Annotated in this window: 25 protein-coding genes and 1 riboswitch; of the genes, 14 read left to right on the top strand and 11 right to left on the bottom strand. The window is 36.3% G+C overall.

The genetic code is table 11. The features are described 5' to 3' along the window. Positions 1-140: 140 nt before the first annotated feature. Positions 141-812: a Crp/Fnr family transcriptional regulator gene (locus KRR19_RS03600; protein WP_002479924.1), complete on the top strand. Its 672-nt coding sequence runs from the start codon at positions 141-143 to the stop codon at positions 810-812. A gap of 81 nt (positions 813-893) precedes the next feature. Here KRR19_RS03600 and KRR19_RS03595 read toward each other — a convergent pair whose 3' ends face one another. From KRR19_RS03595 to KRR19_RS03570, 6 genes are all read right to left on the bottom strand, one after another. Beyond that, complete coding sequence (locus KRR19_RS03595; protein ID WP_002479923.1) at positions 894-1,346, bottom strand: arginine repressor; 453 nt, start codon at positions 1,344-1,346, stop codon at positions 894-896. Between the two features lie 248 nt (positions 1,347-1,594). After that, on the bottom strand, positions 1,595-2,623 hold the full coding sequence (locus KRR19_RS03590) for a ThiF family adenylyltransferase (protein ID WP_002479922.1): 1,029 nt from the start codon (positions 2,621-2,623) through the stop codon (positions 1,595-1,597). Further along, positions 2,623-3,390 (bottom strand): thiazole synthase, encoded by a 768-nt coding sequence (locus tag KRR19_RS03585; protein ID WP_002479921.1) that lies wholly within the window; start codon positions 3,388-3,390, stop codon positions 2,623-2,625. The genes KRR19_RS03590 and KRR19_RS03585 overlap by 1 nt, the downstream gene beginning before the upstream one ends. A 1-nt stretch (position 3,391) precedes the next feature. Beyond that, positions 3,392-3,592, bottom strand: coding sequence for a sulfur carrier protein ThiS (gene thiS, locus KRR19_RS03580; protein ID WP_002479920.1), 201 nt, complete (start codon positions 3,590-3,592; stop codon positions 3,392-3,394). After that, positions 3,576-4,709, bottom strand: a complete 1,134-nt coding sequence (locus tag KRR19_RS03575) for an NAD(P)/FAD-dependent oxidoreductase (RefSeq protein WP_002479919.1) — start codon at positions 4,707-4,709, stop codon at positions 3,576-3,578. The genes thiS and KRR19_RS03575 overlap by 17 nt, the downstream gene beginning before the upstream one ends. Further along, on the bottom strand, positions 4,702-5,205 hold the full coding sequence (locus KRR19_RS03570) for a thiamine phosphate synthase (protein WP_308903671.1): 504 nt from the start codon (positions 5,203-5,205) through the stop codon (positions 4,702-4,704). Before KRR19_RS03570 ends, KRR19_RS03575 begins: the two co-directional genes overlap by 8 nt. Before the next feature lie 154 nt (positions 5,206-5,359). Continuing rightward, positions 5,360-5,471, bottom strand: a riboswitch (TPP riboswitch). A 275-nt stretch (positions 5,472-5,746) separates the two neighbouring features. On the opposite strand from KRR19_RS03570, the gene KRR19_RS03565 reads away from it, so the two are divergent. From KRR19_RS03565 to KRR19_RS03545, 5 genes are all read left to right on the top strand, one after another. Beyond that, entirely contained in the window at positions 5,747-6,580 is an 834-nt protein-coding gene (locus KRR19_RS03565) for a trypsin-like serine peptidase (protein WP_002479917.1), read from the top strand. A 415-nt stretch (positions 6,581-6,995) separates the two neighbouring features. Continuing rightward, positions 6,996-7,544 carry a hypothetical protein gene (locus KRR19_RS03560; protein ID WP_002479916.1) on the top strand — a complete coding sequence of 183 codons (549 nt, stop codon included), beginning with the start codon at positions 6,996-6,998 and terminating at the stop codon, positions 7,542-7,544. 196 nt (positions 7,545-7,740) lie between these two features. After that, a complete protein-coding gene (gene nagA / locus KRR19_RS03555; RefSeq protein WP_002479915.1) occupies positions 7,741-8,895 on the top strand; it encodes an N-acetylglucosamine-6-phosphate deacetylase in 1,155 nt (384 codons plus the stop codon). A gap of 340 nt (positions 8,896-9,235) precedes the next feature. Next, positions 9,236-11,029, top strand: coding sequence for a purple acid phosphatase family protein (locus tag KRR19_RS03550; protein WP_037556196.1), 1,794 nt, complete (start codon positions 9,236-9,238; stop codon positions 11,027-11,029). A gap of 92 nt (positions 11,030-11,121) precedes the next feature. Beyond that, on the top strand, positions 11,122-11,814 hold the full coding sequence (locus KRR19_RS03545; RefSeq protein ID WP_002479913.1) for a putative periplasmic lipoprotein: 693 nt from the start codon (positions 11,122-11,124) through the stop codon (positions 11,812-11,814). 174 nt (positions 11,815-11,988) lie between these two features. Here KRR19_RS03545 and KRR19_RS03540 read toward each other — a convergent pair whose 3' ends face one another. Then, on the bottom strand, positions 11,989-12,921 hold the full coding sequence (locus tag KRR19_RS03540) for an NAD-dependent epimerase/dehydratase family protein (RefSeq protein WP_002479912.1): 933 nt from the start codon (positions 12,919-12,921) through the stop codon (positions 11,989-11,991). 275 nt (positions 12,922-13,196) lie between these two features. Between KRR19_RS03540 and KRR19_RS03535 the strand changes: the two genes are divergently transcribed. From KRR19_RS03535 to KRR19_RS03520, 4 genes are all read left to right on the top strand, one after another. After that, on the top strand, positions 13,197-13,919 hold the full coding sequence (locus KRR19_RS03535; protein WP_002479911.1) for a MerR family transcriptional regulator: 723 nt from the start codon (positions 13,197-13,199) through the stop codon (positions 13,917-13,919). Between the two features lie 16 nt (positions 13,920-13,935). Then, entirely contained in the window at positions 13,936-14,862 is a 927-nt protein-coding gene (locus KRR19_RS03530; protein ID WP_002479910.1) for an ABC transporter ATP-binding protein, read from the top strand. A 1-nt stretch (position 14,863) separates the two neighbouring features. Beyond that, positions 14,864-15,253 (top strand): ABC transporter permease subunit, encoded by a 390-nt coding sequence (locus KRR19_RS03525; protein ID WP_002479909.1) that lies wholly within the window; start codon positions 14,864-14,866, stop codon positions 15,251-15,253. Between the two features lie 222 nt (positions 15,254-15,475). After that, positions 15,476-15,673 (top strand): hypothetical protein, encoded by a 198-nt coding sequence (locus tag KRR19_RS03520; protein WP_051035981.1) that lies wholly within the window; start codon positions 15,476-15,478, stop codon positions 15,671-15,673. 29 nt (positions 15,674-15,702) lie between these two features. On the opposite strand, the gene KRR19_RS03515 is transcribed toward KRR19_RS03520, so the two are convergent. From KRR19_RS03515 to KRR19_RS03505, 3 genes are all read right to left on the bottom strand, one after another. Then, on the bottom strand, positions 15,703-16,875 hold the full coding sequence (locus KRR19_RS03515) for an ImmA/IrrE family metallo-endopeptidase (protein WP_002479907.1): 1,173 nt from the start codon (positions 16,873-16,875) through the stop codon (positions 15,703-15,705). A gap of 162 nt (positions 16,876-17,037) precedes the next feature. Continuing rightward, positions 17,038-18,285 (bottom strand): Zn-dependent hydrolase, encoded by a 1,248-nt coding sequence (locus tag KRR19_RS03510; RefSeq protein ID WP_002479906.1) that lies wholly within the window; start codon positions 18,283-18,285, stop codon positions 17,038-17,040. A 47-nt stretch (positions 18,286-18,332) separates the two neighbouring features. Further along, positions 18,333-19,958, bottom strand: a complete 1,626-nt coding sequence (locus KRR19_RS03505) for a PucR family transcriptional regulator (RefSeq protein ID WP_070684320.1) — start codon at positions 19,956-19,958, stop codon at positions 18,333-18,335. Positions 19,959-20,317: 359 nt separating this feature from the next. On the opposite strand from KRR19_RS03505, the gene allW reads away from it, so the two are divergent. Together allW and allB are read left to right on the top strand one after the other, a co-directional pair. After that, positions 20,318-21,811: an allantoin permease gene (gene allW, locus KRR19_RS03500; RefSeq protein WP_002479904.1), complete on the top strand. Its 1,494-nt coding sequence runs from the start codon at positions 20,318-20,320 to the stop codon at positions 21,809-21,811. Beyond that, entirely contained in the window at positions 21,801-23,162 is a 1,362-nt protein-coding gene (gene allB, locus KRR19_RS03495; RefSeq protein WP_070684322.1) for an allantoinase AllB, read from the top strand. Before allW ends, allB begins: the two co-directional genes overlap by 11 nt. 96 nt (positions 23,163-23,258) lie before the next feature. Here allB and KRR19_RS03490 read toward each other — a convergent pair whose 3' ends face one another. Then, positions 23,259-24,074: an alpha/beta hydrolase gene (locus KRR19_RS03490; RefSeq protein WP_253901105.1), complete on the bottom strand. Its 816-nt coding sequence runs from the start codon at positions 24,072-24,074 to the stop codon at positions 23,259-23,261. 194 nt (positions 24,075-24,268) lie between these two features. On the opposite strand from KRR19_RS03490, the gene allC reads away from it, so the two are divergent. Both allC and allE read left to right on the top strand, forming a co-directional pair. Further along, positions 24,269-25,501 carry an allantoate deiminase gene (gene allC / locus KRR19_RS03485; protein ID WP_002479901.1) on the top strand — a complete coding sequence of 411 codons (1,233 nt, stop codon included), beginning with the start codon at positions 24,269-24,271 and terminating at the stop codon, positions 25,499-25,501. Positions 25,502-25,524: 23 nt separating this feature from the next. Then, positions 25,525-26,313, top strand: a complete 789-nt coding sequence (gene allE / locus KRR19_RS03480) for a (S)-ureidoglycine aminohydrolase (protein ID WP_002479900.1) — start codon at positions 25,525-25,527, stop codon at positions 26,311-26,313. Positions 26,314-26,321 lie beyond the last annotated feature (8 nt).

Here is a 26,321-nt window from a genome sequence, read left to right as displayed (position 1 = left end):
TGTGTGCGAACGCAATATGATACAATAAACACGTTGCACATGTTGAAAAAAGGGCAGATATTTCAGCTGTCTCAATTAATAAAAACTATATTTTCAACACACATTCATGAAAAAGAGAGAAAGAGATGAGGTGAACGTGTATGAGCAATAGTACTGAAGATTATCAAGCGTCGATTCAAGCATTATCGAAAATATTAGAGGTACCATCAGGGCTGCTCGTTCCTCATCTTTCTGAGATTTATGTCAGGAACTATGAAAAAGGGCAAGTGATTTATTATCAAGGATCAGAAGCGGATAGTATCTATGTATTATTAGAAGGTTATGTATCAAGAGAAATGTTGAACGAAAACGGTGACGACTATTTAATGTTGAACCGACCGATTAATATGTTTCCTTTAAATCATTTATTCCATTCTGATCATTACCATGAATCATGTACAGCGCTCACAAGCAGCTTGATTGTCAGAGTACCTAAAAATGTCATTGAATATTTATGTAAAAACCACGAAGATACGTTTATTAAAATCTTTGATTTATTACGTACAGAAGCCAACCAAAACATTGAACGTAATATGGCTTTACTTGGTCGTAATGCCGAACAAAAGGTGATAAACACATTGCGCGTAATGTGCGAAACGGTAGGAAACGATCAAGGTGCTTATTACGAACTAGATAAGATTATGACTGTGACACTGTTAAGTGAGTTAGCAGGTGTATCAAGAGAAAAAGCCAGTCATGTGATCAGAGATTTAAGTAAACAAAATTTAGTGTTAAAAAATCATCAAACTTGGACTGTAAGTAAGTCCTTGTAGAAGAAGAGAGAAGCGACATGATTACTTTTGAACAAAGTAATCATGTCGCTTCTCTCTTTTCATTTATCTTTATTTAGCTCATCAAGGCTTCAATAATAAGTATTTCACATATTCTGCTTCTTCATTTGATTTCATTAACATCATAATAACATCATTACCACTGACTGTGCCCAAAACATGCGGCAGTTGCATTTGGTCAATACAGTAATTGATGGTACGGGCAAATCCCGGTTCTGTTTTAATTAGGATATAGCTGTCTTTAACGATAATAGAGTTAATACTATCGTCGCGATATTTCTTGAAAGCTTCACGAAAGCTGTTTGCTTCATTTTTTTCTGGTAATACATAATAAGAAGGGGCTGAGCCATTCGGAACTTTCGTCACTCTTAAATGTTGTAAATCTTTTGCGACTGTGGTCATACTGAAAATTAAATTGTATTGCTCTTCCATGATTTCAGCTAACTCACGTACTGTAGAAATCTTGTTATTCTTTAGTAATAATTTAATTAAATCAAGACGTTTCTCTCTTTCCATATCCTCATCCCTTAAATTAATAATTATACAGTATTATTGTATTCTATAAGTTAAGTGAACTCAAATCATTTTTGCTTATTTAACAATATTATCGCAAAGTGCTTTGAATAAATGAAAGAACTTGTTTGTAAGTTAGAAGTAATATTGAGATTAAATAATTAAAGTTTCTTAATAACTGAACGCCTTATTCAGTAAAAAAGAAGTGTACACGCGTTTTAGGTGTACACTTCTATTGTGTGGTTTCATTGTTATTTTACTGCTTTTAATAAAGTGCGATAAAGTGTTTCTGCAGTGTCTTCATCTTCAATATGATGAACATTCATGCGGCCATCTTTAAAGAGTGTGGCTTCATAACCGTCTACATTTAAAAGTTTGACGTAAGGATTCGCTTTAAGAATTTGACCTGGGAATAAGTCAGCGTTGTCAAAATGATCAGGTTTGAAGCGGAAGACGAATGTATCCCCGCAACTGCCTTCGATGACGTTTGATTGACGTTTACCTAGATATTCGTAATTACCTTGTGCACAGACTGTGCAATTAGGGTTTTTGAAGCGGCTGACATCCATAGATTGTTGTTTGACTTCAAAGGGTGACACCGTAATGAGTTTGCCAGAGAAGCCTGTGCCTGATACATAACGCATCAGCTCCGCAATCTGATAACTCACGACCTGCATAATGACAGGTGGTATCACACCATTAATTGCACAACTTTCTGCAGTTTCAGGTGTTTCTTCCATAAAACAACGTAAACAAGGACCTGTATAATCAATCGCATAGACAGAACCCTTACCTCCAACAGCTGCACCATAAATCCAAGGTAAATTTAATTTATGACAAACTTCATTAAATAAGAAGCGAATCGCAAAATGGTCCATTCCATCTAATAAAATATCTGGATTAATATCTTGAATCATCGTTTCAATATTTGTTGAAGTGATTTCTTCATAGATAGGATCTACTTCTACATTAGAGTTAATAACTTTTAGTTTATCTGCTAATGCATAGACTTTCGGACGCATTTCTGTGACATCTGTTTCATCATAAAGTGTTTGGCGATGAAGGTTGGTTAATTCAACAATATCCATATCGACGATGGTTAATTTGCCGATACCCATACGCACAAGTTGTTCAGCTATATGACTGCCAAGGGCACCCGCACCCATGACTAATACATGTGTGTGTTCAAGGTTGTGTTGACCTTGTGCGCCAAAAGGCGCAAAGCGTGTTTGGCGGCTATAGCGTTCGTTGAATTCTGGTGTTTCTGACGGTGTAGGCATTATAAGAATCCTAAACCTTCGGTAGGGCTTGATGCTTGTGCAGTATATTTAATTGGGATACGGCCAGCTTCATAACTTAAACGACCTGCTTCAACACCAAGTTTCATTGCTTCTGCCATTTTTACTGGATCTTTGGCACGTGATACAGCAGAGTTTAATAAGATACCATCTGCGCCAAGTTCCATCGCTTGTGCCGCATCTTTCGCTGAACCAATACCTGCATCAACGATAATCGGTACATTTGAATTCTTAATAATATAGCTTAGGTTTAATGGGTTGTTGATACCACGGCCTGTACCTATAGGTGAAGCTAAAGGCATTACCGCATGAACACCTAATTCTTCTAAACGTTTGGCTAATACTGGGTCTTCAGAGATATAAGGACATACAATGTAGCCACGTTCTAATAAAATTTTACATGTTTCATACGTCGCAATCGGATCAGGTAGTAATGTTTCATCGTCACCGATAATTTCGACTTTAATCATGTCGCAAACACCTGCGTGTTTTGCGATTTCTGCGATACGAACAGCTTCTTCAACTGTTTTCGCACCAGCTGTATTAGGGAACGTAACGAAGTCTTTTAAGTTAACGTTCGCAAGGGGGTTCGGTAAGTTTTTGTCATAGAGATTCATACGACGTACCGCAAATGTCAGTACGTTTGTACCTGAAGCTTCGATAGCTTTCGTTTGTACATCTTCATTTTCAAATTTTCCTGTACCGAGTAATAATCTTGATTCCATTTCATAAGGTCCAATTTTTAACATATTATCCGCCTCCAACAAATTCTAATAGTTCTAAACGATCATCTTCGCGTACGATTTGGTTTGCGAAGTCTTCACGTTGTATTAAGTTTTGGTTATGTTCTGCGATGACACGTTTTTTGTCGAGTTCTAAATGATCTAAAATATCTTGAATTGTGACTTCAGTATCGAATGTGAACGGATCACCATTAATGATGCACTTCATGTTTCTCCCTCCTTAATTCAAATTGAAAGGGTTCGAGTGTTTGTGGACGATGTCCAGTCGCAACCCATTCGGCCATTAATTCACCGATAACAGGTGATAATAAAATACCATTACGGTAATGGCCAGTGATAATCCATAATCCTTCTTGTACTTCATCCATAATCGGCTGTTCTTCTTTAGTCCATGGACGAATACCTGACCAGTATTTGAGTTCTTTGCTTCCCGCAAGTTCAGGCACACGTTTAATCGCTTCTTCTAATAACCATGTTTTACCTTGTTCAGATACACCGACAGAGTAATCATCAAAGTAGCTTGTTGCGCCGATTAAGAAACGATGCGGGGGTTTAGGTACGATATAGCATCCGTTAGTCATAAATAACGTTTGTTTTAAATCTAAGTCTTCATTTTCAACGAGCAAGACTTCGCCTTTAACGCCGCTGACTGCTTCTTGAATGTCTGGTTGTTCTGAGACATTGCCAGCCCAAGCACCTGTAGCTTCAATTACTTTATGTGCTTTTGTTAAAGTGCGACGTCCGTTACGCTCTGCCTCAATATCATAACCTTCACCGACACGATGAATTGCGGTTACGTTCGTGTGTGAGAAGCGATCAATATTTGGTGCGTTTTCGAGTGAAGCATGAAGCGCCTTAGTATAATGATTGGCATTGATTTGATGATCGTGCGGCACAAACATCATGGCTTCTGTACTTTTAACTAAATGATTGGTCAGTAATGCTAAATCAGTATCTGATAAATCTTGAACATCCTCATCATGTGAATGAAGAAATGCATATTGTTGTTTCAATGATGGGACATCTTCTGTTTGAGTGGCTAACTTAATCAGGCCATTTTGTTGGTACTGAATATCAATACCTGTTTCTGAAAATAAGTCTGTACTTAATGCGTTGAACTTAGCACGGGATGTAAGTGCTAAACGAAAGAGGGGGCTATCCTCTTTAAATTCATTTTGTGCACCTAACATACCGCCTGCTTTATAAGAGGCATGTTTGCCTTCGATATCACGGTCGATTAATGCGATAGATAAACCACTGTCTTTTAAATGTCTTGCGATAGACATTCCGATGACGCCTGCTCCGATAATGGCTAAATCATACATAATGTTCACCTTCCTTGAGGGTGCGAAGTGTTTGTATATCATGTTGTAAGAAGAAAGAAATGGCTGCGATACCACTAAAACCATGCGACACTTGTGATAAGGTATTTTCGTTAATACCGCCAAGTGCGATGGTAGGCATATCTACTTGTAAGGCATCTGATATTTCAGATGGCGTACGTGGCGGTAAACCTGGTTTAGAACCGGTCTCGAAAAGATGACCGAATAACACAAAATCTAAGTGATGATTTTTAGCGGATTGAATTGTATCTTTATGATGTGTAGACATGCTGACACATGCATCTGGATACTTGTTTTTAAATTCAAAGGCACGCTCGTCCATCTCTTTAAAATGAATACGCTTTAAATCAAAATTTTCAAATAGTTTTATATTGGAATGCGCAGTGATTTTAGCTTTAGGAAATCCAGCATCTAGTAAGCGTTGAATATCCGTAGCTTGAGTTGCTTGGTCAGTACGTACAATTAAACAGTCAATCACAGGCGCTATTTCAACATATTGAGCTATGGTTGTTTTTGTGAGTTCATATGGCGTTATCGCGACCCACACGATGGATTCACCTTCTTTAATCAATAAGTCGCAAGAAAAGCGAAATAAAAAAACGCTATTTCCATATAAGAAAATAGCGCATTAAACGTACAATACGCCACTTTCCTACGCTAGTATAAACTAGATCAGGTTCCAAGAATTTCCTTATCATACATAAGGATCTCAGCCTGTAGGAACAGGCACTTCCAGTGGACTTATTGAAATTATTTGATTCATAGTATTTCAGGAAGTCATCATATTCAATACTTTAACTAATCGTGTAGCGAGGCGTTAACGTATTGGACTGACTTTTTCATTCTTGAAATATAACTTCCTTCTATATACAAACACATCATAAATCACTTGCATTAAAATTGCAATAGCGAATCGCTTTCATTGTAGGTTTTTACTGCTTACAAGTAAGACTATTGAAACAAGCAAATACAGCCGTTAATACGTGTGATACAATGAGAAAAAACATAAGGGGATATACATGAAACATATATTCAAAAGTGCAGTTGTATCACTTGCGGTTGTGGCTAGTTTAACTTTAACAAATACAGAAACGTTAGCAGCAGGTAGCTATTATTATAATGGGATGACGGATTATAATGCGTCTAAAGCTTATCCTAAAACAAAGCGAATTTCTAATAATGATGTACAAATTAAACACATCGCAAATGCATACAAAGGAAAATATAAAGCAGTAGGACGTATTAGTAATAAAGATGGTTGGAAAGGTAAAGGTAAAGACAGTATGGGGACAGGGACTGTTATAGGACCTTATACATTAATTACCAATGCACACGTGATAGATGATGCTAAAGGTGCGGCAGCTAATCCTAAATATATTACGTTTGATTTAAATCGCGATGGTAAGGCAAAAACTTATACTTTCCACGCAACAAAAGTAGTTAAAGTACCTGAAGCAGATGTCGCATTAGTCTATACCAAAGAAAAGCTGACGAACTACACACAAGCATTACCTCTTGCGTCGAATTCACAAATCAACAACTTAACTTATAATCGCAATCTCTATTCAGTAGGTTATCCATGGCAAAATGGAGATAATACAAAATCCTACTGGAGTAAATTAAAATTCATACAAAAATCTTCAAACGGAACAGAACTACAAACCAAAGATAAATTCCGTGCAGGTGCTTCAGGATCAGTCATGGTTGATGGTAATTATCGTATCTATGGATTACGCACATACGGCTATAACCTCTGGGGTACATCACCTTATAATTACGCCAAAGTTGAAATGGCAGGCGGAGAAGCGTTAAATGGATCAACAGGAAGTTTTGTGAGAAGTCATATTAGATAGACTTTAAATACAATCTCTTTAAAAGTGTGAAATGAGTCGCACGGATTAGGGGGATTGTGTTTTTTGTTTTTTATTTACCTAGTTTGATTCAATTTCGTAAAAAAGATGACAATTATTTTACCTAAATAGTAAAATTAAAATTCAAGTTGTATATGGAATTAAGAATTGAACCGTAGTATAATTATATTAATAAATATCTAGGGGAACTAGTGAGTGCTTCAGTGTTTAAATATAAGGAAGGGCGGTATCAACTATGAAAAAATCTTTAAAATATCTACATCGTATGCCTTATTTTGCTGGGGTTCAGCCGTCTTAGCGTAATGACTTTATAACTATTCAGCGAAGTTATAAATAAGTAATTAATAATCGAGGACGCTTAAAAATATAAATCTATACTTCAAAGGAGAACATCAAGATGACTACGGCAGATAATAATTTAGTTCCTAAGTATAATGAGGAAAAAGGTAATGAAATTTTTCCAGTGAAAACACCATTAGAAAGATTAACAGCTATTGAAAATAAATTTGAAATTTTAGCACTTGACGTTAAAAATATCCAAATAGAACAAGCAAGAACAACCCAACATTTAAGTAACATACAAGAAAATTTTAAAATAGAATCCGAAAATGTAAAAGAAAGATTTAATGGAGTTAATCAACGCTTCGAACAGGTGAATCAACGATTTGACCAAGTAGATAAACGTATTGATCAAGTAGATAAGCGTTTTGAACAGGTAGACAAGCGCTTTGAACAAGTAGACAAACGATTAAAAGAGATGAATAATGAAACGAATCAAAACTTTAGTGAAGTTAAACAAGCAATAAATAAATTAGATGAGAAGTTTGAATCTAGATTAGAAAACAAGTTTTGTACATGGAAAAAAGAAATGATAACTACCATTACAATATCTTGTACTATAATCGGAGTCATTGTATCGTTGTTCAATTTTTATATCGTTCATTAATTAGTACTTTAAAAATTAAAGATTTAGAAAGCAGTAAACATCATGAGTGTAAGACAAAAACATTGAGTGATACGGCAGAAGTCTGACAGGCTTCTGCTTTTTTTGATGTTTTGTTATGAAATTAATTTTCAAGTTTGGGGCGCTGTTATGTGTTAAAATACCAATGGTATATATTATGAATAAAGAAGGTTAGAAAATGACTGAATATGTAGTGACAAACGGTAAAGTTTATACAGAAACAGGTGTCTTAGATAAAGGTTATGTGAAAATTTCTGATGGCAAAATTTCAGAGGTTGGTCATGGTGATTATCAAGGAAATCTAGAAGTAGTGGATGCACAAGGACAATATGTTTTACCTGGGTTTATTGATATTCATATTCATGGTGGGTACGGACAAGATGCGATGGATGCTTCCTTTGACGGATTGAAACATTTAGCTGAATCGTTACTTTCTGAAGGTACTACATCTTTCCTTGCGACAACAATGACACAATCAGTGGAAAACATCGATCGTGCCTTAGAAAATATTGTGGAATATAAAGCAGTTCAAGATAAAGAAAATGCGGCTGAAATTGCAGGAGTTCATTTAGAAGGTCCGTTTATTTCAGAACATAAAGTAGGCGCCCAAAACCCTAAATATGTACAACGTCCTTCAGTAGATGCGATTGAACACTTCCAAGAGAAAGCTGACGGTAATATTAAAGTGATTACCTTTGCCCCAGAAGTAGAAGGTGCAAAAGAAGTTCTAGAAAAATTATCCGACCAAATTATCTTTTCTATGGGTCATACTGTTGCGACATTTGATGAAGTGAATGAAGCAGTAGAACATGGCGCAAAACATGTCACTCATCTTTATAATGCAGGAACTCCATTTGAACATCGTGCGCCTGGACAATTTGGTGCGGCATGGACCAACGACGGTATCCATACAGAACTAATCGCAGATGGTATTCATTCACATCCAGCATCAGTTAAAATCGCTTATACAATGAAAGGCAATAAACGATTCTACTTAATCACAGATGCGATGCGCGCAAAAGGTATGTCAGATGGCGAGTATGATTTAGGCGGACAAAACGTTATTGTCAAAGGCTCAGAAGCGCGATTAGAATCAGGTGCTTTAGCTGGCAGTATCTTAAAAATGAATGACGGCTTACGCAATATGCTTACATTTACTGGTGCATCACTCGAAGAAATGTGGCGTGTAACAAGCCTAAATCAAGCCATTGCGTTAGGTATAGACGCTCATAAAGGCAGCATTAAAGAAGGCAAAGATGCAGACTTAGTCTTATTAGATCAAGACATGCATGTCAAAACAACAATTAAAAACGGTCAAGTTCATAACTATTAATTTATAGTTAGAGGCACTCGTATTTAAAACGGGTGCTTTTTTTATTTGTGTTTTTTGATGTCTACAATTAGATATATAACGTCGTATAATAATGTGTTTCATTATAAAAATCACATACAGTATACCCATGTATAGTTGTTTTAGTTATTGTTTATACTTTTGTTTAAATAGAATTTACAAACCAAACACCAACTTAATAATAGCTTAAAGATTGCTTGCTACAATTTGTGTTGAGAGGAAGTAAAGGTCTATTGAAGACAGATATCACGGTGTCTTTTAATTTTGGGACTTCCTTTAAATTTCAACCTATTTTGGAGGTAGCGCATTGAAGAATATCAAGATGACTAAGATTGTAGCAGGAAGTATGGCAAGTTTAATGCTTTTATTATCAACAGGGGCAGCACAAGCAGATGCCAGCGGCCAACCAGCGCCACAAGCAGCACCGCAAGCGCAACAAGCACATCAACAACAACAAGGTATTAAATTATTAAATAAGAAACCAAAAGTAGCACCTGTTAAAAAGAAAAACAGTCCGAACCGTATTATGACAAACTTTAATGGTGATACTAAAACAGAAATGGGCTTCAACTGGTTTACAACAGATAAAGCTGAAGCACCACAAGTTTGGGTCTCAACTTCAAAGAATATGAAAGACGCGAAAACATTCACAGCTAAAGCAGAACAAGTGGACTCTCAATACATAGAAAGAGATCATTCAGGCCACTTCATTTTCGCTGATGTGGAGAAAGATGATAATGGTGAGCCAGTCAAAGATGAAAATGGCAAACCAAAAATTAAAGGTTATTACACAGATAAAGGTGCAGGCGGTCCAGAATGGACAAGCGGTGATCAACACGGTAAAGCATCTTTAATGAACGTGAAAGAATATAACTATAAAGCACAAGCAACAGGCTTAAAACCAAATACAACATACTACTACCAAGTTGGTAGTAAAAAAGGCAAACAAAGCCAAGTCGGTACATTCAGAACATCTGGTAACGCAGGTGATCCATTCAAATTCGTACAATATACGGATACACAAAATGCTTACTGGAACGAACACGTACGTAACGAAGCGAAATTCGGTGCAAACACAATCGCTGAAGCAATTAAAACAGCAGGTAATCCAAACTTCGCATTGCATACAGGTGACTTCGTAGAGAACTCACAAGTTGAAGATGAGTGGAATGACATTTATGACCAATCTCGTCCATCATTCATGTCTTTACCAGTTGCAGCAGCAGCAGGTAACCATGATGAATATGCATTCGATGAGAAGAACAAAAAGTTATTAGATCGTTTCAACCGTCACGTGAACGTACCTAAAGCAAATAACGCAGTCAACGGTGGTTCATACTACTCATTTGACTACAACGGAGCACACATGGTTGTCGCAAATACAAATGACAACAAAAAAGGTGAAGATAATCCAGAAGGTAAAGCCATTGGTAAAAAACAAATGGAATGGATTAAACAAGATATCAAAAAAGCACGTGAAAACGGCTCAAAATGGGTTATCTTAAACTTGCATAAACCAATGTACTCTAAGTCTTACCATGCCTTAGAAGATGAAGACATTAAGAAATTACGTGAAGAATTAACGAAAGAAATCGATGATTTAGATGTGGATTTAGTATTACAAGGACATGACCACGTACTCGCTAGAACTAAAATGTTACAGCATACTTCAACAAAAAATAGCTTCGTAAACGCTAAAATTGAAGATGCAAAACAAGTTAAAGGTGAAGATGGTGTCACATATTACGACAATCCAAAAGGTTCAGTTTACGTGTTGCCAAACACAGGTGGTACAAAAGCTTATGATGATATCTACAGCAAACCATTAGAACATATCAAGAAAATTCGTCCGAAATTGAGCTGGTTAACTGAAGCACAACGTCAAGAATACAACAACTTATTCGCAGTAGGTGAACAACCTCAAAAAACAGATGCGTTTAACGATAGCCATGAAAATAACCGTGACTCATCAGCTCAAAACTTCTCAGTTTATGAAGTGAAAGGCGACAAATTGATTGTGAAAATCTATCAATTAAACGGTGACATCAGTAAAGGCGAACAAAGAACAGTTAAGTTAATCGACCAATTCGGTATTTCAAAAACTGACAAAAAATAATAACTGTTGATAGCTTTAATTAAGTCATTTGACTCAGGTAGGGACTCGTAAATCATACGAGTCCTATACCTTTATACATAGGAGGCAACAAAATGAAGAAATTTTTAACATATACTGCGGCAGTCGCAAGCTTGAGCTTATTATTAACAGGATGCAGCGATCAACAAGAGAAAAAGACAAGTGACGCTAAAGCACAGACACAACAAAATCAACCAGCCTCAAGTTCTAAAGACATTAAAATAAACAAAGAGAAATTATCTAGTCAAGAACAAGCAAAATTAAAAGAAGAAGTGATGAAGTGGGCAGACAAACGTGCTAATCAACAAGGTTTAGCAGCTTCTAATCGTTATTTTGGAGCAGGGGAAATTTCAACAGGAGACTGGTATGCGATGACACCTAAAGGTGAGCTGCAAGTCAGTAATCAAAATGAACCAGGCCCTAAAGCTTTTGAACGTCATAATTTAGTAGGCGTGGTATTTTATCACTCTAACCAAGGTGTAACAGGATTTGATGAGAAAGCGAAAGATTTATCTAATATAGAAGGTTATCGTAATGTGGCAGATTTAAATCAACCCATCACAAAATACTTATTCGCAGATGACGGTAAAGTTTACGAATGCCAATTTAAACCGAGTCAACAAGTAACATTGTCTTCAGGGTTTGCGCCAAAAGACCATAATGACAAAGATCCTAACTTAAGACCAGACGAGTTATTTAAACCGACTGAAGATGAAACTGCGACAGAATTAATGAATCAATTGATTAAGCAATACGGTAAACAATGATGTACAAATATGTGCATAAGCTTTAATAATTTTGTTTAATTTGTACATATTTAAAATAAGAAAGTCATAGTAATATACAGAATAGAAGTTGATTTCTTATAAGTACCCTAATGAATTGAAATGCTAAAATTCCCAAGCGAACGATTGCCGCTTGGGAATTTTTTTATTTTAAAGTTAATTTTTATTATATTCTAGATACTCCGCAATACCTTTAGATACAGGATATTCAGGTTGATAACCTAATGCTTTTAACGGTGTCACATCTGAACGAGAATATTTAATGTCACCTGCACGTTCATCTTCAAATGAATAATGAACCTCATAACCGAAGTAGTCAGAAAAGGCTTTGAAAACAGTTAATAAATCTGTTTCTTCTCCAGTACCCGCATTATAAATCTTTCCGTTTGTTTCTTCTTTTTCTAACACAATCCAAATTGCTTGAAGTAAATCTTTGATGTAAATAAAGTCACGTGTTTGTTTGCCGTCACCAAAGAAAGTGAAGTCATCTTTGTTTAAGAATTTTTGATTTAAAATTGATAATACCCCTGAGTAGTCTGACTCTGGATTTTGTCTTGGACCATAAACGTTGAAGAAACGTAAAGAAACAGTCGGCAAGTTATAGAGTGAATGATAAATCTTTGTATACTGTTCACTTGCGAATTTTTGTACTGCATAAGGTGATAAAGGATTAATTTTGGAATCTGTTGATTTTGGTAAATCTGGCAAATCACCATAAATTGCGGCAGATGAAGCAAATAAGAATTTTTTCAAATTCGGGTTATGTTGACGGTTTGCTTCTAATAAATGAATCGTTGAATCAATATTGTCCCCATTAGATTCAACTGGTTTGCCCACAGTTTCTACGACACTGACCATTGCAGCTAAATGAAAGACGTAATCGAATTGATGCACTTTCACAAGTTCTTCGAGTAATTCAAAGTCTTTCACGTCATTTTGATAAAAATGATCTTCATCTATAAAAGGAATATTGTCTCGTTTACCTGTAGAGAGGTTATCTACGACAAACACTTCTCCACCTTCGTTGTTAAATTTCTCTGCGATGTGCGAACCGATAAAACCAGCGCCCCCTGTAATCAATACTTTCATAATAAGTACCTTCCTTGTTAGAAAATTAATGTCTTATATCTATTTTAATATGTATACGTCTAAAGTGTAGCATTATACTTTAAAAGTTGAAAGACAAAAGACATGTTAAACTATTAAAATTATGTAAAGGGATAAAACGCTGTCATGACAATGTTTATAAGACATACGGCAGTCTGACTTTACACTAATTTAATAATAAAGTGCTTGCTAGTAACGCAACGTTATAGCGTAAGCTAAGAGTGTAGAGAAATTAAAGAGGCAAGGAGGAAGTTTAAATGGAATATTCAACAGGTGAATTAGCCAAAGCTTGTGAAGTATCTGTCAGAACAGTCCAATATTATGACCAAAAAGGATTGCTGAAACCAAGTCGTGTTGAACATAATCGCAGAGTATACAGTGAAGCAGATAAAACACAATTAGAAAGTATTGTTTTATTAAAAAGCATGGGCGTTTCGCTTCAAGAGATTCATCATATATTAAATGAATCAGAAGATACAGCGACATTAAAAGTTTTGTTGAAAAAGAAAGAAGTTGAATTAGAAAAAGTTTTAACTCAAACGAAACAAAAATTAGAACGTCTTCAAAAGTTAGATGAGCTTGTAGGAGATGACAGCACAGGTTTACTAGATAATGCGCATCATTTTGAACAATTATCATCACGTATGGACCAAATGAGTCAGATTCGTCGTAATATGTTAATAACTGGTATTGCTGTTGGTAGTTATCAAGTTAGTGCTTTAGTACGTGCACTAACTAAAAAAGATTGGAAAATTTGGGCGAAAGCCATTCCATTCAGAGTGCTTGTTGCGGCAGGGTTAACAGCGTATTACTACCAAAATGTCAGTTACGTTTGTCCAAATTGCCAAACAGTCTTCAAACCTAAATTAAGTCACATGATTTTCGCTAATCATACTTTCAAAACGCGCAAACTCACATGTCCAAATTGCGGTGAAACGCATTATTGTATTGAGGTAGCGGATAACAATAAGTTGATTTGAAGAGAGGAAGATCATCATGATTGCGAAAGTTGAACATTTATCTAAAAGTTTTGGAGATGTGGAAGTTATAAAGGATATTTCGTTTGAGTTAGAAACAGGAAAAATTCATGCGATACTTGGTCCGAATGGTTCCGGTAAAACAACAACCATAAAATTGATGACCGGTTTGTTGAAACCGGATAAAGGTGCGGTCACCTTATTTAATCAAACTTTAGACCAACCGCACTTCAATGAAGTACGACAAGCTATGGCTGTCCAAAATGATGGGGCTTTATATGAAAATTTAACTGTTGCTCAAAATTTAAAGTTTTGGGCGCAGTTGTATGGTTTAGATACAACTGATTTTAATCAAAACAGTACTTATTTATTAAAAGTGTTTGATATTGAAGCACATATGCAAGCCAAAGCAGGTGCTTTAAGTAAAGGTATGAAACAAAAGGTATTGTTAATTCGAGCGATGATGACAAACCCTAAATTATTAATATTAGATGAACCAACTTCAGGGTTGGATCCTATTGCTTCAGAACGCTTTATTGAATTACTTAAACAGATGGCTAAAAAGCAAGGAACTACCATTTTAATGTGTACGCACCAACTTCAAGGTTTAGAAAAAATTGCGGATAATATTTTCATTATGAAAAAAGGAACATTTATTGCGCAAGGGACAGTATCACAATTGATACAAACAGAATGGCCAGGACATGAATTTCATTTAAAAGTGTCAGATATTCAAGAAGCAGAACGTCTTTTAAGTCAAGCATCTATTGATCTAGTTTCTTTCTATGATGTTAGAGATGATCAATTGATTGTGAAAGTGGATGCATATAAGGACATTTCTGAAGTTATTACTGTTTTAGTAAAAGAAAATATAAAGGTTTATGAAGTTACACAATATCAACATGCGTTACAAGAACTCTATGAGAAAAAAGTAGGTGGTTTATAAGATGAATACACATCGTATCAAAGCATTGGTTAAAAAAGAATTGTTAGAAATGATGTATGATAAGTCGACGTTATATCCTATGCTTTTCATCGCTGTCTTTTTCAGCGTCATACTGCCGAATATCTTGATTATTTTCAGTACGAAAGTTGATTTAGTTAATTTGCCGAGTGAATTTGAAAAATCGATTCACCAGTTAAATACACTTGATTTACCTGTTCATGCATCGCCTGAACATATTTTAATTTATATAGTATTGATGTATTTCTTAATGCCACTCTTTCTTTTGATGCCTGTCATTATTTCAAATGCTTCTGCGAGTTATAGCTTTGTGGGAGAAAAAGAACACAAAACGTTAGAGGGATTGTTGTATACACCATTATCAGATAAATAAATGTTGTTAGGAAAAGTTATCGCATCTTTTATACCTTCCATCGTCATCACATATGGCGCCATTGTACTCTATGGTATAACAGTGAATTTATTTGGTTGGAAACAATTCCTTCAATTAATTTTTCCTAATGGAGCATGGCTCTCTTTAATTCTGTTGATTATACCATCAATGACTTTTCTTTCGATATGTCTCGTGATGATGGTTGCGAATAAGGCAAAGAGTATGAAGTCAGCTCAAAGTGTTGCGTTATTCTTAGTTGTACCGATTATCGGTTTAATCATTTCTCAAGCTTCAGGTATTATGCTGTTAGGTTATCAAATCATCTTAATCGCAGGTTTCGTGTTAATTATCTTAGACATCATTATATTCTTATTACTTGTGAAGTCATTTAATAGGGATAAAATGGTTTCGAAATTATAAATGTGTAAATACAAAATATTTAATGGTTTTTAACGGTCATCAGTAGTGTCTATGAAATCGTATTTTAAAATTTCTTTAGGTTCTTTTTTAGTGAATTTATCAAATAAGCTTTGATTGATATTGGCTAACTGTGTTAAAAATTCAGGTTCTACTTTTAAGATGTCTAACAATTTTTGCGGTGTAATGAGTTTTCTTACAAACATGTATTCTAAATGAGCGGTTATTTTAATTGGATGTCTGCGAGCCAGTGTATCATCTAAAGGTTCAACCGCTTCATATTGCTTTTCATGAATCGCATGACAAAAAGCAATATATTCTTCAAATGTGAGTAATCCTAACTCATAAGCACGCTGACCCATGGCTTTGATAGATACATACCACTTCTGTTTTAATGGTGTGTAATCATCTGGATTAGACAAGTTAGATACCTTCTTCATGTCTTCCTTAAATGCTTGTTCAGGCAATAGGAATGAAGCGGCGAAGATATTTGCTTCACGTTCTATATCTTGAAATTCTTTATACGTGAGTAAATCAAATTGAATATGCTTATGTAACAGTAAATGACCTAATTCATGCGCAACATCAAACACGCTTTTTACCGCAAAATCATTGTTGTGGTTTAGAACAATATAAGGCATACCTTTTTCAGACCAAAAACTGAAAGGTTTCGCTTCGTTATTGATATTTGACTCGCATATACATAAACCTGCTTTTTCTAACATGAATAGCAACCTTAGGTTCGACGGTTCTTTTATAAGTAATGTGCGTGCTTTTTCAGCAGCGTTTTTAATAAAATCGATTTGGCTATTAGCTTGATCGTAAAGAAGCTCTATTTCAGCCGTGATGTCTAAAATCTGTTTAAAAGGTGATTTGACGAATCTTGATTGGAATTCTACAAAGTTCGCTAGATATATGGATTGGTAAAATTGCTGGGTGTGTGTATGAAAGTTATAGTTGCTTATAGAAACATGGCCGCGTTGTACTGTATTGGTTCTAGAAAAGACTGTATGTTCGGCTGTTAGATAACTGGTTCTTACTTTGAAAAATTGACTTAAAGTTAAAGTCAGATTGAAATCAAAAGGTGCATGCTTATTCTCGCATTGTCTTAATTGGTATTCACTTATATTTAAGTGTTTAGCTAAAGCTTTGTAACTATAACCGTGTAATTGACTTAAGCGGACGAGTTGTTTTCCAATATTCATAGATGTTGTGTGCTCCTCTTATAGTTATGTAATTATGACTGACTTCTGATGGAGATGGAAAGTTGTTTGCTATTTATTATTTTATTATACATAAAACCCGAGAGGAAACATGAATTTTTCTCTCGGGTTTGTTTTAACTGTTTAATATTCAGTTTGGTGTTTTTATTGTAGTTTGACGTCTGCTTTTGCCACTTCAATCACTGTATCGATAAGTGTTTGAATACCTTTTTCAATTTCTTCTGGTTCAACAGACTCTTTAGGTGAGTGGCTGATACCGTCTTTACATGGAATGAATAACATGCTGGTAGGGCAGATTAATGCCATGTTCATGGAATCATGACCGGCACCGCTGAACATGAAACGGTAACTGTAGTCATGTTGTTCGCACACTTGTTTAGTAATTTGGGCAATTTCTGCATTCAGACCCACAGGCATATCTTGTCCTAAGTCTTTAACCTCAGCTTGTATATTACGACGTTTTGTAATCTCTGAAATGGCTTGTTGTACCTCAGTCGCAACTTGTTCACGTGATTCTAATTCTTTACCTCGAATATCAATCAATAATGTTACATCGCCAGGGATAGCATTCATGATATTAGGGAAGGCATCTAAATGACCGACTGTCGCAACGACACCTGCTTTATGGTAATGTTGTGCGATGGCTTCAACTTGTAAGATGATTTCTGATGCGGCAGTTAAAGCGTCATAACGCATTGGCATAGGTGTTGATCCGGAATGACTTGTTTCACCTGTTAATTTAACTTTAAAACGGTGAGGTGCTGCGATATGTGTCACAATCCCAATGTCTTTGTGTTTGTTTTGTAAGATAGGTCCTTGTTCGATATGCAGTTCTAAGAAGGCCTTTAAATCTCCTTGATGATAGAAATCTTGTTCTGAAGGCAAGCTTTGTTTTAAAGTGTCGACCAATTGGAATAGCGTTTTGCCTTCATTATCTTTAATTTCTTTCATATCGTCTTGAGACAAGTTGCCTGTAATGTATTTACTGCCGAGTGTCGCAGTGTTGAAACGTGCAGATTCTTCTGCTGTAAATGCGACGATTTCAATCGGATGATCTGTTTCAATTTGGTGTTCGTTTAAATGCAGCATAAGTTGTAATGCAGCTACAACACCAAGTAAGCCGTCGTAACGTCCGCCATCTTTTACGGTATCGATATGTGATCCAATCATGACAGGCGGTAAGTTAGGTTGCTTACCTTCTCTTCTTGCGATGACGTTGCCGAAGTAGTCGAAGCGGACATCTAATCCCGCTTCTTGGCACAACATTGAGAATTTCAATGCGGCTAAGCGTTCAGCGTGACGAAAGGCAATGCGGTTTGTGCCGCCTGTTTCTGTATTAAAACCATAGTTATTAAAAGTGTCTAAATGAGACATGACAGTATCTAAATTCATGGAGCTCCCCCTGTTTGATTAATGATTGATAGATAGTTATAACGTTATTATTGATCGAAGAGTATTTCTTCTGATGCATATAATGCGAGACGGATATTTAGTGAGTTGAACGGATCTTCAACCGTGCAACCTAATATTTCTTCACAATTTTTAATTCGATATTTTACAGTGTTACGGTGAATGAACATTTTCTTCGCAGTTTTGGTAATATCACATTGATAATCCATGTACATTTTAAGCGTATCTTTTAACTCTTCATCCTTTTTCGTTTTAGGATAGGCTAGGTCACCTAAAGTATGTTGAATGAAAGGTTTCAATTTACTTGGTGGCAACAGCTGTAAGAGTTCTTTCATACTCTTTGATTGATAGAAGTTCATGAATGCTTTACGTGCTTTATCTAAGCCGCTTTCATAAGCTTCGTTCGCTTCCATAAAGGACGTTGATAATTGAGAGAATTCTGTGACTCTATTACCAATCCCGAATGAAATACTGCTGTCGAAGAACTCATGGTATTCTTGTTGAATATGTTTTAAGTAATTTAAATAATACTCATGTTTAGATTGTAGTAAAATCGCAAATCTGCGATTACTTGGCATACTGTAAACACTGATACGTGAATCTAAATCTGTGAGTTTGTGTATGAGCCATGTGTAAACGAATTGATAACGCTCTTCAACGTATTGACTGTTTTCTAAATTATCCATTGGGTCAATGGCACAGATAATGACTTGATAATAATCGGAAGGGTAAATACCGTATTGTTCAAATAAAATCGGATGATTATGAACAGATAAAGATTGATCAGAACGATTCGTAATCAGGGATTCAAAGAAACGATTGATATCTGAGTGTTCAGCTTCTTCAATCTTTTTATTTTTATATATCGCAAAGCTCAATGTTGAGACAATTTGTTCAATCGTTAATAAACTGAAAGGATAAGACAGCTTATTGATATCTGACACCATTAAATAATATGGGAAATAAGCATAGGCTTGTACTTTGAAAATCGCCACGTCATTAGTGAACTTCGTTTGATTGCGAGTAATTGTATTAGCGTTTTCTGAACGTAAGTATTCTAAAAAGTAACGGATATGTTGTTGTTTCAACAAATTATTCTGTTGGTAATGCCAGCTTTGAGAATCAACCATATAGAATGGATTGAATAACAGAACGGGTACGCCTAAAATACGGCTCATTCTTTCTATCATTGTTTCGACACCGAAACCTTTAATCAGCATATCGTTCAGTTCTTCTTGAATATTCAAAGCGTAGTTTAATTTAGCTGTTTGTTCATCTGAAATATAAGTTGAAATTTGTCTTGTGATTTCCCCTAAATTCCACTCTTCAGAGATTTCTATCAATGGAAATTCTAATTCGTTTGCGTAATCAATCACTTCTTGATTGATATGTTTTAAATAACGAGACGTTTTAATACCTAACCCCGCGGTATCAATATCATTTAATTCTTTAATCATTTGTTTCAAGCCTGCTTGATTATCCCGAAATAATAACCCCGTCGTGAGTATAAATGACTCTTTAGCAGTGTAGTCTTTAATATCAATATTTTCTGTGATGTCTAAGTGGCGAACTTCTCTTTTTAAATCCCCATTTTCGTTAATGAGTTTCAACCCGGCAAAGCTCGGAGCAGCGAGTATGTTTTGCAACGTCGGCATTTAATCACCTTCCTTAAAGTTGGTATGTTGAATTTCAGATGTTATTACAATGGTTTCTCTTTATACAAGTGAATTTACTTATTAATTCTATATGTTTATTTAAATGAGTAGTATTTAAACGCCTTCAAACACTCTATGTAATCGTCATTATAAGTTTTTGAATACTATATGCTCTTGTTATTGTAACGCATCTACTGAAATAAATTTTAACATGAAATGGCAGAATTTGTTCGAAATCGATAATTTTATAAAAAATTACTGTCAAACTGCACAAAGAAAAACGCTTCCAGTAACTGTAAAATTTTAAGTAAAGATTATACGTATAGTCATATTTATTCCAACTCAAAGGAGATATAGAAATGACGAAACAGGGGCAAGCGCAAAGCGGCATTCATGATGCGGCTTTCTTCGAACGCAGAGGCTATAACAAGGATGTTATGCCTAAAACAGACAGCCAAAGAAATATATCAACATTCAACTTCTTCACCCTTTGGATGGGTGCTGTCCATAACATTCCTAACTATACTGCCGTAGGCGGATTTTTGCTACTAGGGCTTTCGCCGTTACAAGTAATTTTCGCATTGATCTTCAGTTCATTTATTATTGCGACATTACTTGCGGTTAACGGTTATGCTGGTTCTAAATACGGCATTCCATTTGCCATGCAGTTACGTCAAACGTATGGTGACATCGGGGCAAAACTTCCTGGTGTGTTACGTGGTGTAATTGCGGGTATTGGTTGGTTCGGATTACAAACCTTCGCAGGCTCACAGGCATTACTCATTTTGCTTATTAAGATCTTCCCGGGGTTCGAGCATTTTGGTAATGGAACGACAATTTTAGGCATCACGATACCTGGTTTAATCGCATTTTTAGTATTCTGGGCTATTAACTTTGCGATTGGTATCGGCGGCGGTGAGACACTAAATAAATTCACTGCAGTTTTAAACCCGTTAATTTACATTGTATTCGGCGGTATGGCAATCTGGGGCTTCATGGTTGCCGGCGGCTGGGACAACATCATGCATTATGAAATCACAACAAAATCAAGTGGTATTATTTATCCAGCTATTTTATCATTCATCCTAATTTTCAACTCAATGATGGGTGTTTGGGCTGGACCTGGAGCAAGTGTTTCTGACTTTACACAAAAAGCAGTTTCAACACGTGCACAAATTGTAGGACAAGTTTCAGGTATTGTTGTTGCACACTTATTATTCGCATTCAGTAGTGTGTTCATCATTATTGGTGGTTCTATCTTCTTAGGTCACCAAGAATGGAATATCTTAACAATTATCAATAACTGGGATAATATCTGGACGATTTTAATCGCCACAGGTGTATTATTGATGACTACAATTTCAACGAACGCGACAAGTAATATCATTCCAGCAGCATATCAATTAAGTGTATTGATGCCGAAGTTGATTAACTATCGTCGTGGTGTAATTTTAGCTTCTGTTGTGAGTGTTCTGATTATGCCTTGGAAATTAATGGAAAATGAAGATAGTATTTTCGTTTTCTTAAATATGATCGGTGCAATTTTAGGACCGGTTGCAGGTGTATTAATCGTACATTTCTACTTAATCAACAGATGTAAAGTCGACATCGAGAGATTGTATTTTGATACAAATAATCCAAATCATGGCGGATTAAGATTTAACTTCTCTGCTTATGTGGCTACAATTCTTGGTGTTGTTGTTTCACTATTAGGTTTCATTCCGAAATTCCAAGTCATTTCTGACTTCTCATGGTTTATCGGATTTTTCATCGCAGGCATTTCTTACATCATTTTATACGTGTTAGAAAAGAAATTTAGAAAGGATAAAGGAGAGAAAGCTAATGAAATATGATTTATTGATTAAAAATGGTCGTGTCATTTTAGACGAAGGCGAACAAGAAGTAGAAGTAGCTGTTAAAGACGGAAAAATCGCAGCAATTGGTCATGACTTAGGTGACGCAGAAAAAGTTATCGATGCAAAAGGACAAGTCGTTGCACCAGGTATGGTAGATGCACACGTGCATATTACAGAACCAGGCGGCGGCTACCGTGACGAGTGGGAAGGCTACGAAACAGGATTGAAAGGTGCTGCAAAAGGCGGCGTTACTACAATCGTTGAAATGCCTTTAAACCAAGTACCAGCAACAACTGATAGAGCATCAATCCAAGAAAAATTTGATGCAGGTAAAGGCAAATTATCAGCTGACGTTGCAAGTTATGGCGGTTTAGTGCCTTATAACTTAGATGGTGGTATCCAAGAATTAGACGAAGAAGGCGTTGTGGCTTACAAAGCGTTCTTAGCTACTTGTGGTGACCGTTCAATCGATGGCGACTTCGAAAACGTAGATGACTATTCACTTTACGAAGGTATGAAACAAATTGCGAAAACAGGTAAAATCTTATCTGTACACGCAGAAAACGCTGATATTACAGACCGTTTAGGCGAAATCGCTTATAAAAACGGCGAAAAATCATTGGCAGCTTACGTAGATTCAAGACCTGTATTCACAGAAGTTGAACCTATCCGCAAATTGATTTTATTCGCAAAAGAAACTGGCTGCCGTTTACACATCGTACACGTTGCATGTGAAGAAGGCGTGGATGAAGTTATTAAAGCACAACAAGAAGGTGTAGACGTAACATGTGAAACTTGTACACACTATCTATACTTCTACAAAGAAGAATTAGATGACATTGGTCCAGTTGTTAAATGTTCACCACCAATCCGTGAAGAATCACGCTTACCAGGTATGTGGGAACGTGTTATCAATGGTGACATCAACTTCGTAACATCTGACCACTCACCAAGTACACCTGACTTAAAAGATACTGACAACGCATTTGAAGCTTGGGGCGGTATCGCAGGTATCCAAAATAACGTGGATATCTTATTCGACGAAGGTGTTCAAAAACGCGACTTATCACTTAAACGTTTCGCTGAAATTATTGCGACTGAACCTGCAAAACGTTTCGGCTTAGACAATAAAGGTAGTATCACAGTTGGTAAAGATGCAGACTTCGTCTTCATCAAACCAGAATCTTCATACACATTACAAGCTGAAGATTTAGAATACCGCAATAAACTAAGCCCATATGTAGGTCGTACAATCAACGCACAAGTTGCGAAAACAATTTTACGCGGTGAAGAAACTTACAGTCTTGAAGACGGTGTTTCTAATGACTTCCGTGGTGAATTTATCTAAGTCTTGGTTAAATTCAAATAAGTATGCATGCTGTATCACAGCATTAATATAAAAAAGGCCTCCGAACCATTTCAGTTCGGAGGTCTTTTGTCGCATTTAAACAAGATTTAATAAGAATGTTTTAGCTTGTTGGTAGATATCTAAATTAAAGTCATTCACTTCGCGATCGAAATCGTGATCTTTGTTATCGAAAGCGATGAATTTAGTTTCTGGAATATTACGGTCTAAATGTTGGGCTTCACCGAAAGGCACATCTGGATCTTGTTTACCATGCACAATAAACGTAGGTGGAAATGCTTTAAGTGTTTTAGGCGCAATATTATAGGCAGCATCTGTAGATTGTTGAATGCCTAGTAACTTCAGCCATTCGTTTTGTCCGCGTGCATAAAGGTAAATGAGATAACGTGTCTGTAAATCACCTTGTGTTAAAGGTTCTGTTTGAATCATATTATTTAACAGTTCTGGTGTGATTTGTTGAGACATGGCTTTGTATTGTGGATTCGCACGTAAGAATTGCGGTACGTGGAAACGGCTATAACCATAGAAATCAAGAATACCTTGGACATCGCGTTTAGAAGCAATGATTAAAGATAAGAATGATCCTGCTGAACGACCGAATAAGAAAATCGGCAAGTCAGGATGATTAGCTTTGACATCGTCGAATTGTGTTAATGCATCATTCATAATCGTATCGATATTGCTTTCAGGTGCTAAACGATAATCTGCTGAAATTATTGTGAAATCTTCAGTTAACAAATCAACGTAGGCCTGTGGTAAATCATCAGGTTGACCGAAAATTAAGCCGCCACCATGAAAGTAAAGAATGATACCTTTAGGTTCATTTTGAGCGGGTGTAATGAGTTGCGTTAACTGAAATTGGCCTTGGGTTGTGATGTGTTTTGTTTCTGACAACAAAAGAACCTCCTTTGGTTATGTTAGATTGCTTTAAATTGTTCATATTTACCCAAAATAATTATCGCAAATCTTATATCTATCGTATTTGTACAAAATGAATAAATACGAGGATGTTAATTGTCGGAATTGTGGATGTAGTAACAAAAGTAAACATTTATAATAGATGATGAGATGAAAAGGAGTTGTTGAATATGAACATCCGTTCCTCTTTTGAAGCTTTAGATAAGCAGTTTACCGCATATGGCGGTTTGATTGGCGGAGGAATTACACGCTTGCTTTATTCAGATGAATGGCAGCAAGCCGTGCATGCTTTAAAAGAAACATTAGAATCAGCTGGATTTGACGCAACTTTCGACGACATCGGCAACTTAACAGGTCGTTTAGAAGGCAGTAAATATCCAGATGAAAAAATTGTTTCAGGTTCTCATATTGACACAGTCGTTGAAGGCGGTCATTTAGACGGTCAATACGGAATCTTAGCTGCTGTGACAGCAATGAAGGCACTTAAAGAAGAACACGGCCAACCGCTTCGTTCTCTAGAAGTCCTTGCCTTAGCTGAAGAAGAAGGCAGCCGTTTCCCATTCGCATTCTGGGGCAGTAAAAACTACTTCAATCTTGTAGACAAATCAGAAGTTGAAGAGATTGCAGACGCAGAAGGTGTGCGTTTTGAAGATGCGATGAGAGACTCTGGCTTTGACTACAGAAAACAAGACCAAAACCACGATGACATCAAAGCCTTTGTTGAAGTGCATATCGAGCAGGGGAAAGTGCTTGAAACTGAAAACAAAGCAATTGGTGTAGTGAATGGGATTGTCGGCCAAAAACGTTACACAGTTACATTAAAAGGTGAAGCGAACCACGCAGGTACAACACCGATGGGCTTAAGAAAAGACGCAGTTGTAGGATTTAGTGAGATTGCTTCTAAATTAACACAACGCGCTAGAGAAATCGGCGATCCGTTAGTACTGACTTTCGGCCGTGTTGATCCTGTACCGAACACAGTTAACGTAGTTCCAGGTGAAATTGTCTTCAGTATTGATACACGTCATATTGACCAAGACGCATTGAATCAATTCGCTGACGAAATCACAGAAACAATCAAATCAGTATCTGAGTCAGAAGGCTTAGAGTACGATATTGATTTATGGATGGACGAAGCCCCAGTATTAATGGACAAAGGTTTAGTAGATAGAATCGAAAAATCAGCTGACCAAATAGTGGGTAAAGAACAATATAAAGTCATGGCATCAGGTGCCGGACACGATTCGCAAATCTTTGCGAAATTTGTTCCGACAGCAATGTTGTTCACGCCATCTATCAATGGCATCAGTCATAACGTTGAAGAAGAAACAAACATCGAAGACTTAGTAAAAGGAATCGAAGTATTAAAAGACGTTTTATATGAATTAGCTTACAAAGAATAATTAATGTAAAGGAGTTTTTAATAATGGGTTACTTAAATCACAATCAAGGTTATAGAGAAGGTTTATTAGAAACAAGAGCAGTTATCAAAAAAGACAATTACGCAGTTATCGTTCCAGACGGTTTAGTAAATAACGTAGTACCAGGATTCGAAGATTGCGACGTTACTATTTTAGGTTCACCACGTTTAGGTGCACGTTTCGTTGACTACCTAGTTACATTGAAAGACCAAGGCGGCAACACTCAAGGCTTCGGCGGAGACGGTATCCAAACATTCATCTATGTTGTATACGGAAACATCAATGCGTATGCTGGCGATGAAAAATACGAATTATCACAAGGTGGTTACTTATACGTACCAGCTGATCAAGTGATGAAATTCGAAAACAACAACAATAACGAAGACAGCCGCGTATTCTTATACAAAAAACGTTACCAACCACTTGAAGGTCACAAACCAGAAGTTGTGACAGGCAATGTTAATGACCTTAAAGCAGAACCATATGAAGGTATGAAAGAAGTATTAGTTCAAGACTTATTACCAAAAGATATCGCATATGACATGAATATTCACATCTTATCATTCGAACCAGGTGCTTCACATGGTTATGTTGAAACACACGTACAAGAACACGGTGCTTACGTATTAAGCGGTCGCGGTATGTACAACCTAGACAACGAATGGTTACCAGTAGACAAAGGTGACTATATCTTCATGGGTGCTTATGCTCCACAAGCAACTTATGCTATCGGCTTAGAAGAACCATTCGCATATATCTACTCTAAAGATGCTAACCGTGACATCGAACTATAAGAGAGGGT

This window comes from Staphylococcus sp. CWZ226 (assembly GCF_018986355.1).
GTDB lineage: Bacteria > Bacillota > Bacilli > Staphylococcales > Staphylococcaceae > Staphylococcus > Staphylococcus simulans.
This window is presented reverse-complemented; position numbering and strand designations above follow the sequence as displayed.

What these genes read in the sequence shown, in the direction of transcription:
- KRR19_RS03600 (WP_002479924.1), top strand. Translation starts at nt 141, where the DNA reads ATGAGCAATAGTACTGAAGATTATCAAGCGTCGATTCAAGCATTATCG.
- KRR19_RS03595 (WP_002479923.1), bottom strand. Translation starts at nt 1,346, where the DNA reads ATGGAAAGAGAGAAACGTCTTGATTTAATTAAATTATTACTAAAGAAT.
- KRR19_RS03590 (WP_002479922.1), bottom strand. Translation starts at nt 2,623, where the DNA reads ATGCCTACACCGTCAGAAACACCAGAATTCAACGAACGCTATAGCCGC.
- KRR19_RS03585 (WP_002479921.1), bottom strand. Translation starts at nt 3,390, where the DNA reads ATGTTAAAAATTGGACCTTATGAAATGGAATCAAGATTATTACTCGGT.
- thiS (WP_002479920.1), bottom strand. Translation starts at nt 3,592, where the DNA reads ATGAAGTGCATCATTAATGGTGATCCGTTCACATTCGATACTGAAGTC.
- KRR19_RS03575 (WP_002479919.1), bottom strand. Translation starts at nt 4,709, where the DNA reads ATGTATGATTTAGCCATTATCGGAGCAGGCGTCATCGGAATGTCTATC.
- KRR19_RS03565 (WP_002479917.1), top strand. Translation starts at nt 5,747, where the DNA reads ATGAAACATATATTCAAAAGTGCAGTTGTATCACTTGCGGTTGTGGCT.
- KRR19_RS03560 (WP_002479916.1), top strand. Translation starts at nt 6,996, where the DNA reads ATGACTACGGCAGATAATAATTTAGTTCCTAAGTATAATGAGGAAAAA.
- nagA (WP_002479915.1), top strand. Translation starts at nt 7,741, where the DNA reads ATGACTGAATATGTAGTGACAAACGGTAAAGTTTATACAGAAACAGGT.
- KRR19_RS03550 (WP_037556196.1), top strand. Translation starts at nt 9,236, where the DNA reads ATGACTAAGATTGTAGCAGGAAGTATGGCAAGTTTAATGCTTTTATTA.
- KRR19_RS03545 (WP_002479913.1), top strand. Translation starts at nt 11,122, where the DNA reads ATGAAGAAATTTTTAACATATACTGCGGCAGTCGCAAGCTTGAGCTTA.
- KRR19_RS03540 (WP_002479912.1), bottom strand. Translation starts at nt 12,921, where the DNA reads ATGAAAGTATTGATTACAGGGGGCGCTGGTTTTATCGGTTCGCACATC.
- KRR19_RS03535 (WP_002479911.1), top strand. Translation starts at nt 13,197, where the DNA reads ATGGAATATTCAACAGGTGAATTAGCCAAAGCTTGTGAAGTATCTGTC.
- KRR19_RS03530 (WP_002479910.1), top strand. Translation starts at nt 13,936, where the DNA reads ATGATTGCGAAAGTTGAACATTTATCTAAAAGTTTTGGAGATGTGGAA.
- KRR19_RS03525 (WP_002479909.1), top strand. Translation starts at nt 14,864, where the DNA reads ATGAATACACATCGTATCAAAGCATTGGTTAAAAAAGAATTGTTAGAA.
- KRR19_RS03520 (WP_051035981.1), top strand. Translation starts at nt 15,476, where the DNA reads ATGAAGTCAGCTCAAAGTGTTGCGTTATTCTTAGTTGTACCGATTATC.
- KRR19_RS03515 (WP_002479907.1), bottom strand. Translation starts at nt 16,875, where the DNA reads ATGAATATTGGAAAACAACTCGTCCGCTTAAGTCAATTACACGGTTAT.
- KRR19_RS03510 (WP_002479906.1), bottom strand. Translation starts at nt 18,285, where the DNA reads ATGAATTTAGATACTGTCATGTCTCATTTAGACACTTTTAATAACTAT.
- KRR19_RS03505 (WP_070684320.1), bottom strand. Translation starts at nt 19,958, where the DNA reads ATGCCGACGTTGCAAAACATACTCGCTGCTCCGAGCTTTGCCGGGTTG.
- allW (WP_002479904.1), top strand. Translation starts at nt 20,318, where the DNA reads ATGACGAAACAGGGGCAAGCGCAAAGCGGCATTCATGATGCGGCTTTC.
- allB (WP_070684322.1), top strand. Translation starts at nt 21,801, where the DNA reads ATGAAATATGATTTATTGATTAAAAATGGTCGTGTCATTTTAGACGAA.
- allC (WP_002479901.1), top strand. Translation starts at nt 24,269, where the DNA reads ATGAACATCCGTTCCTCTTTTGAAGCTTTAGATAAGCAGTTTACCGCA.
- allE (WP_002479900.1), top strand. Translation starts at nt 25,525, where the DNA reads ATGGGTTACTTAAATCACAATCAAGGTTATAGAGAAGGTTTATTAGAA.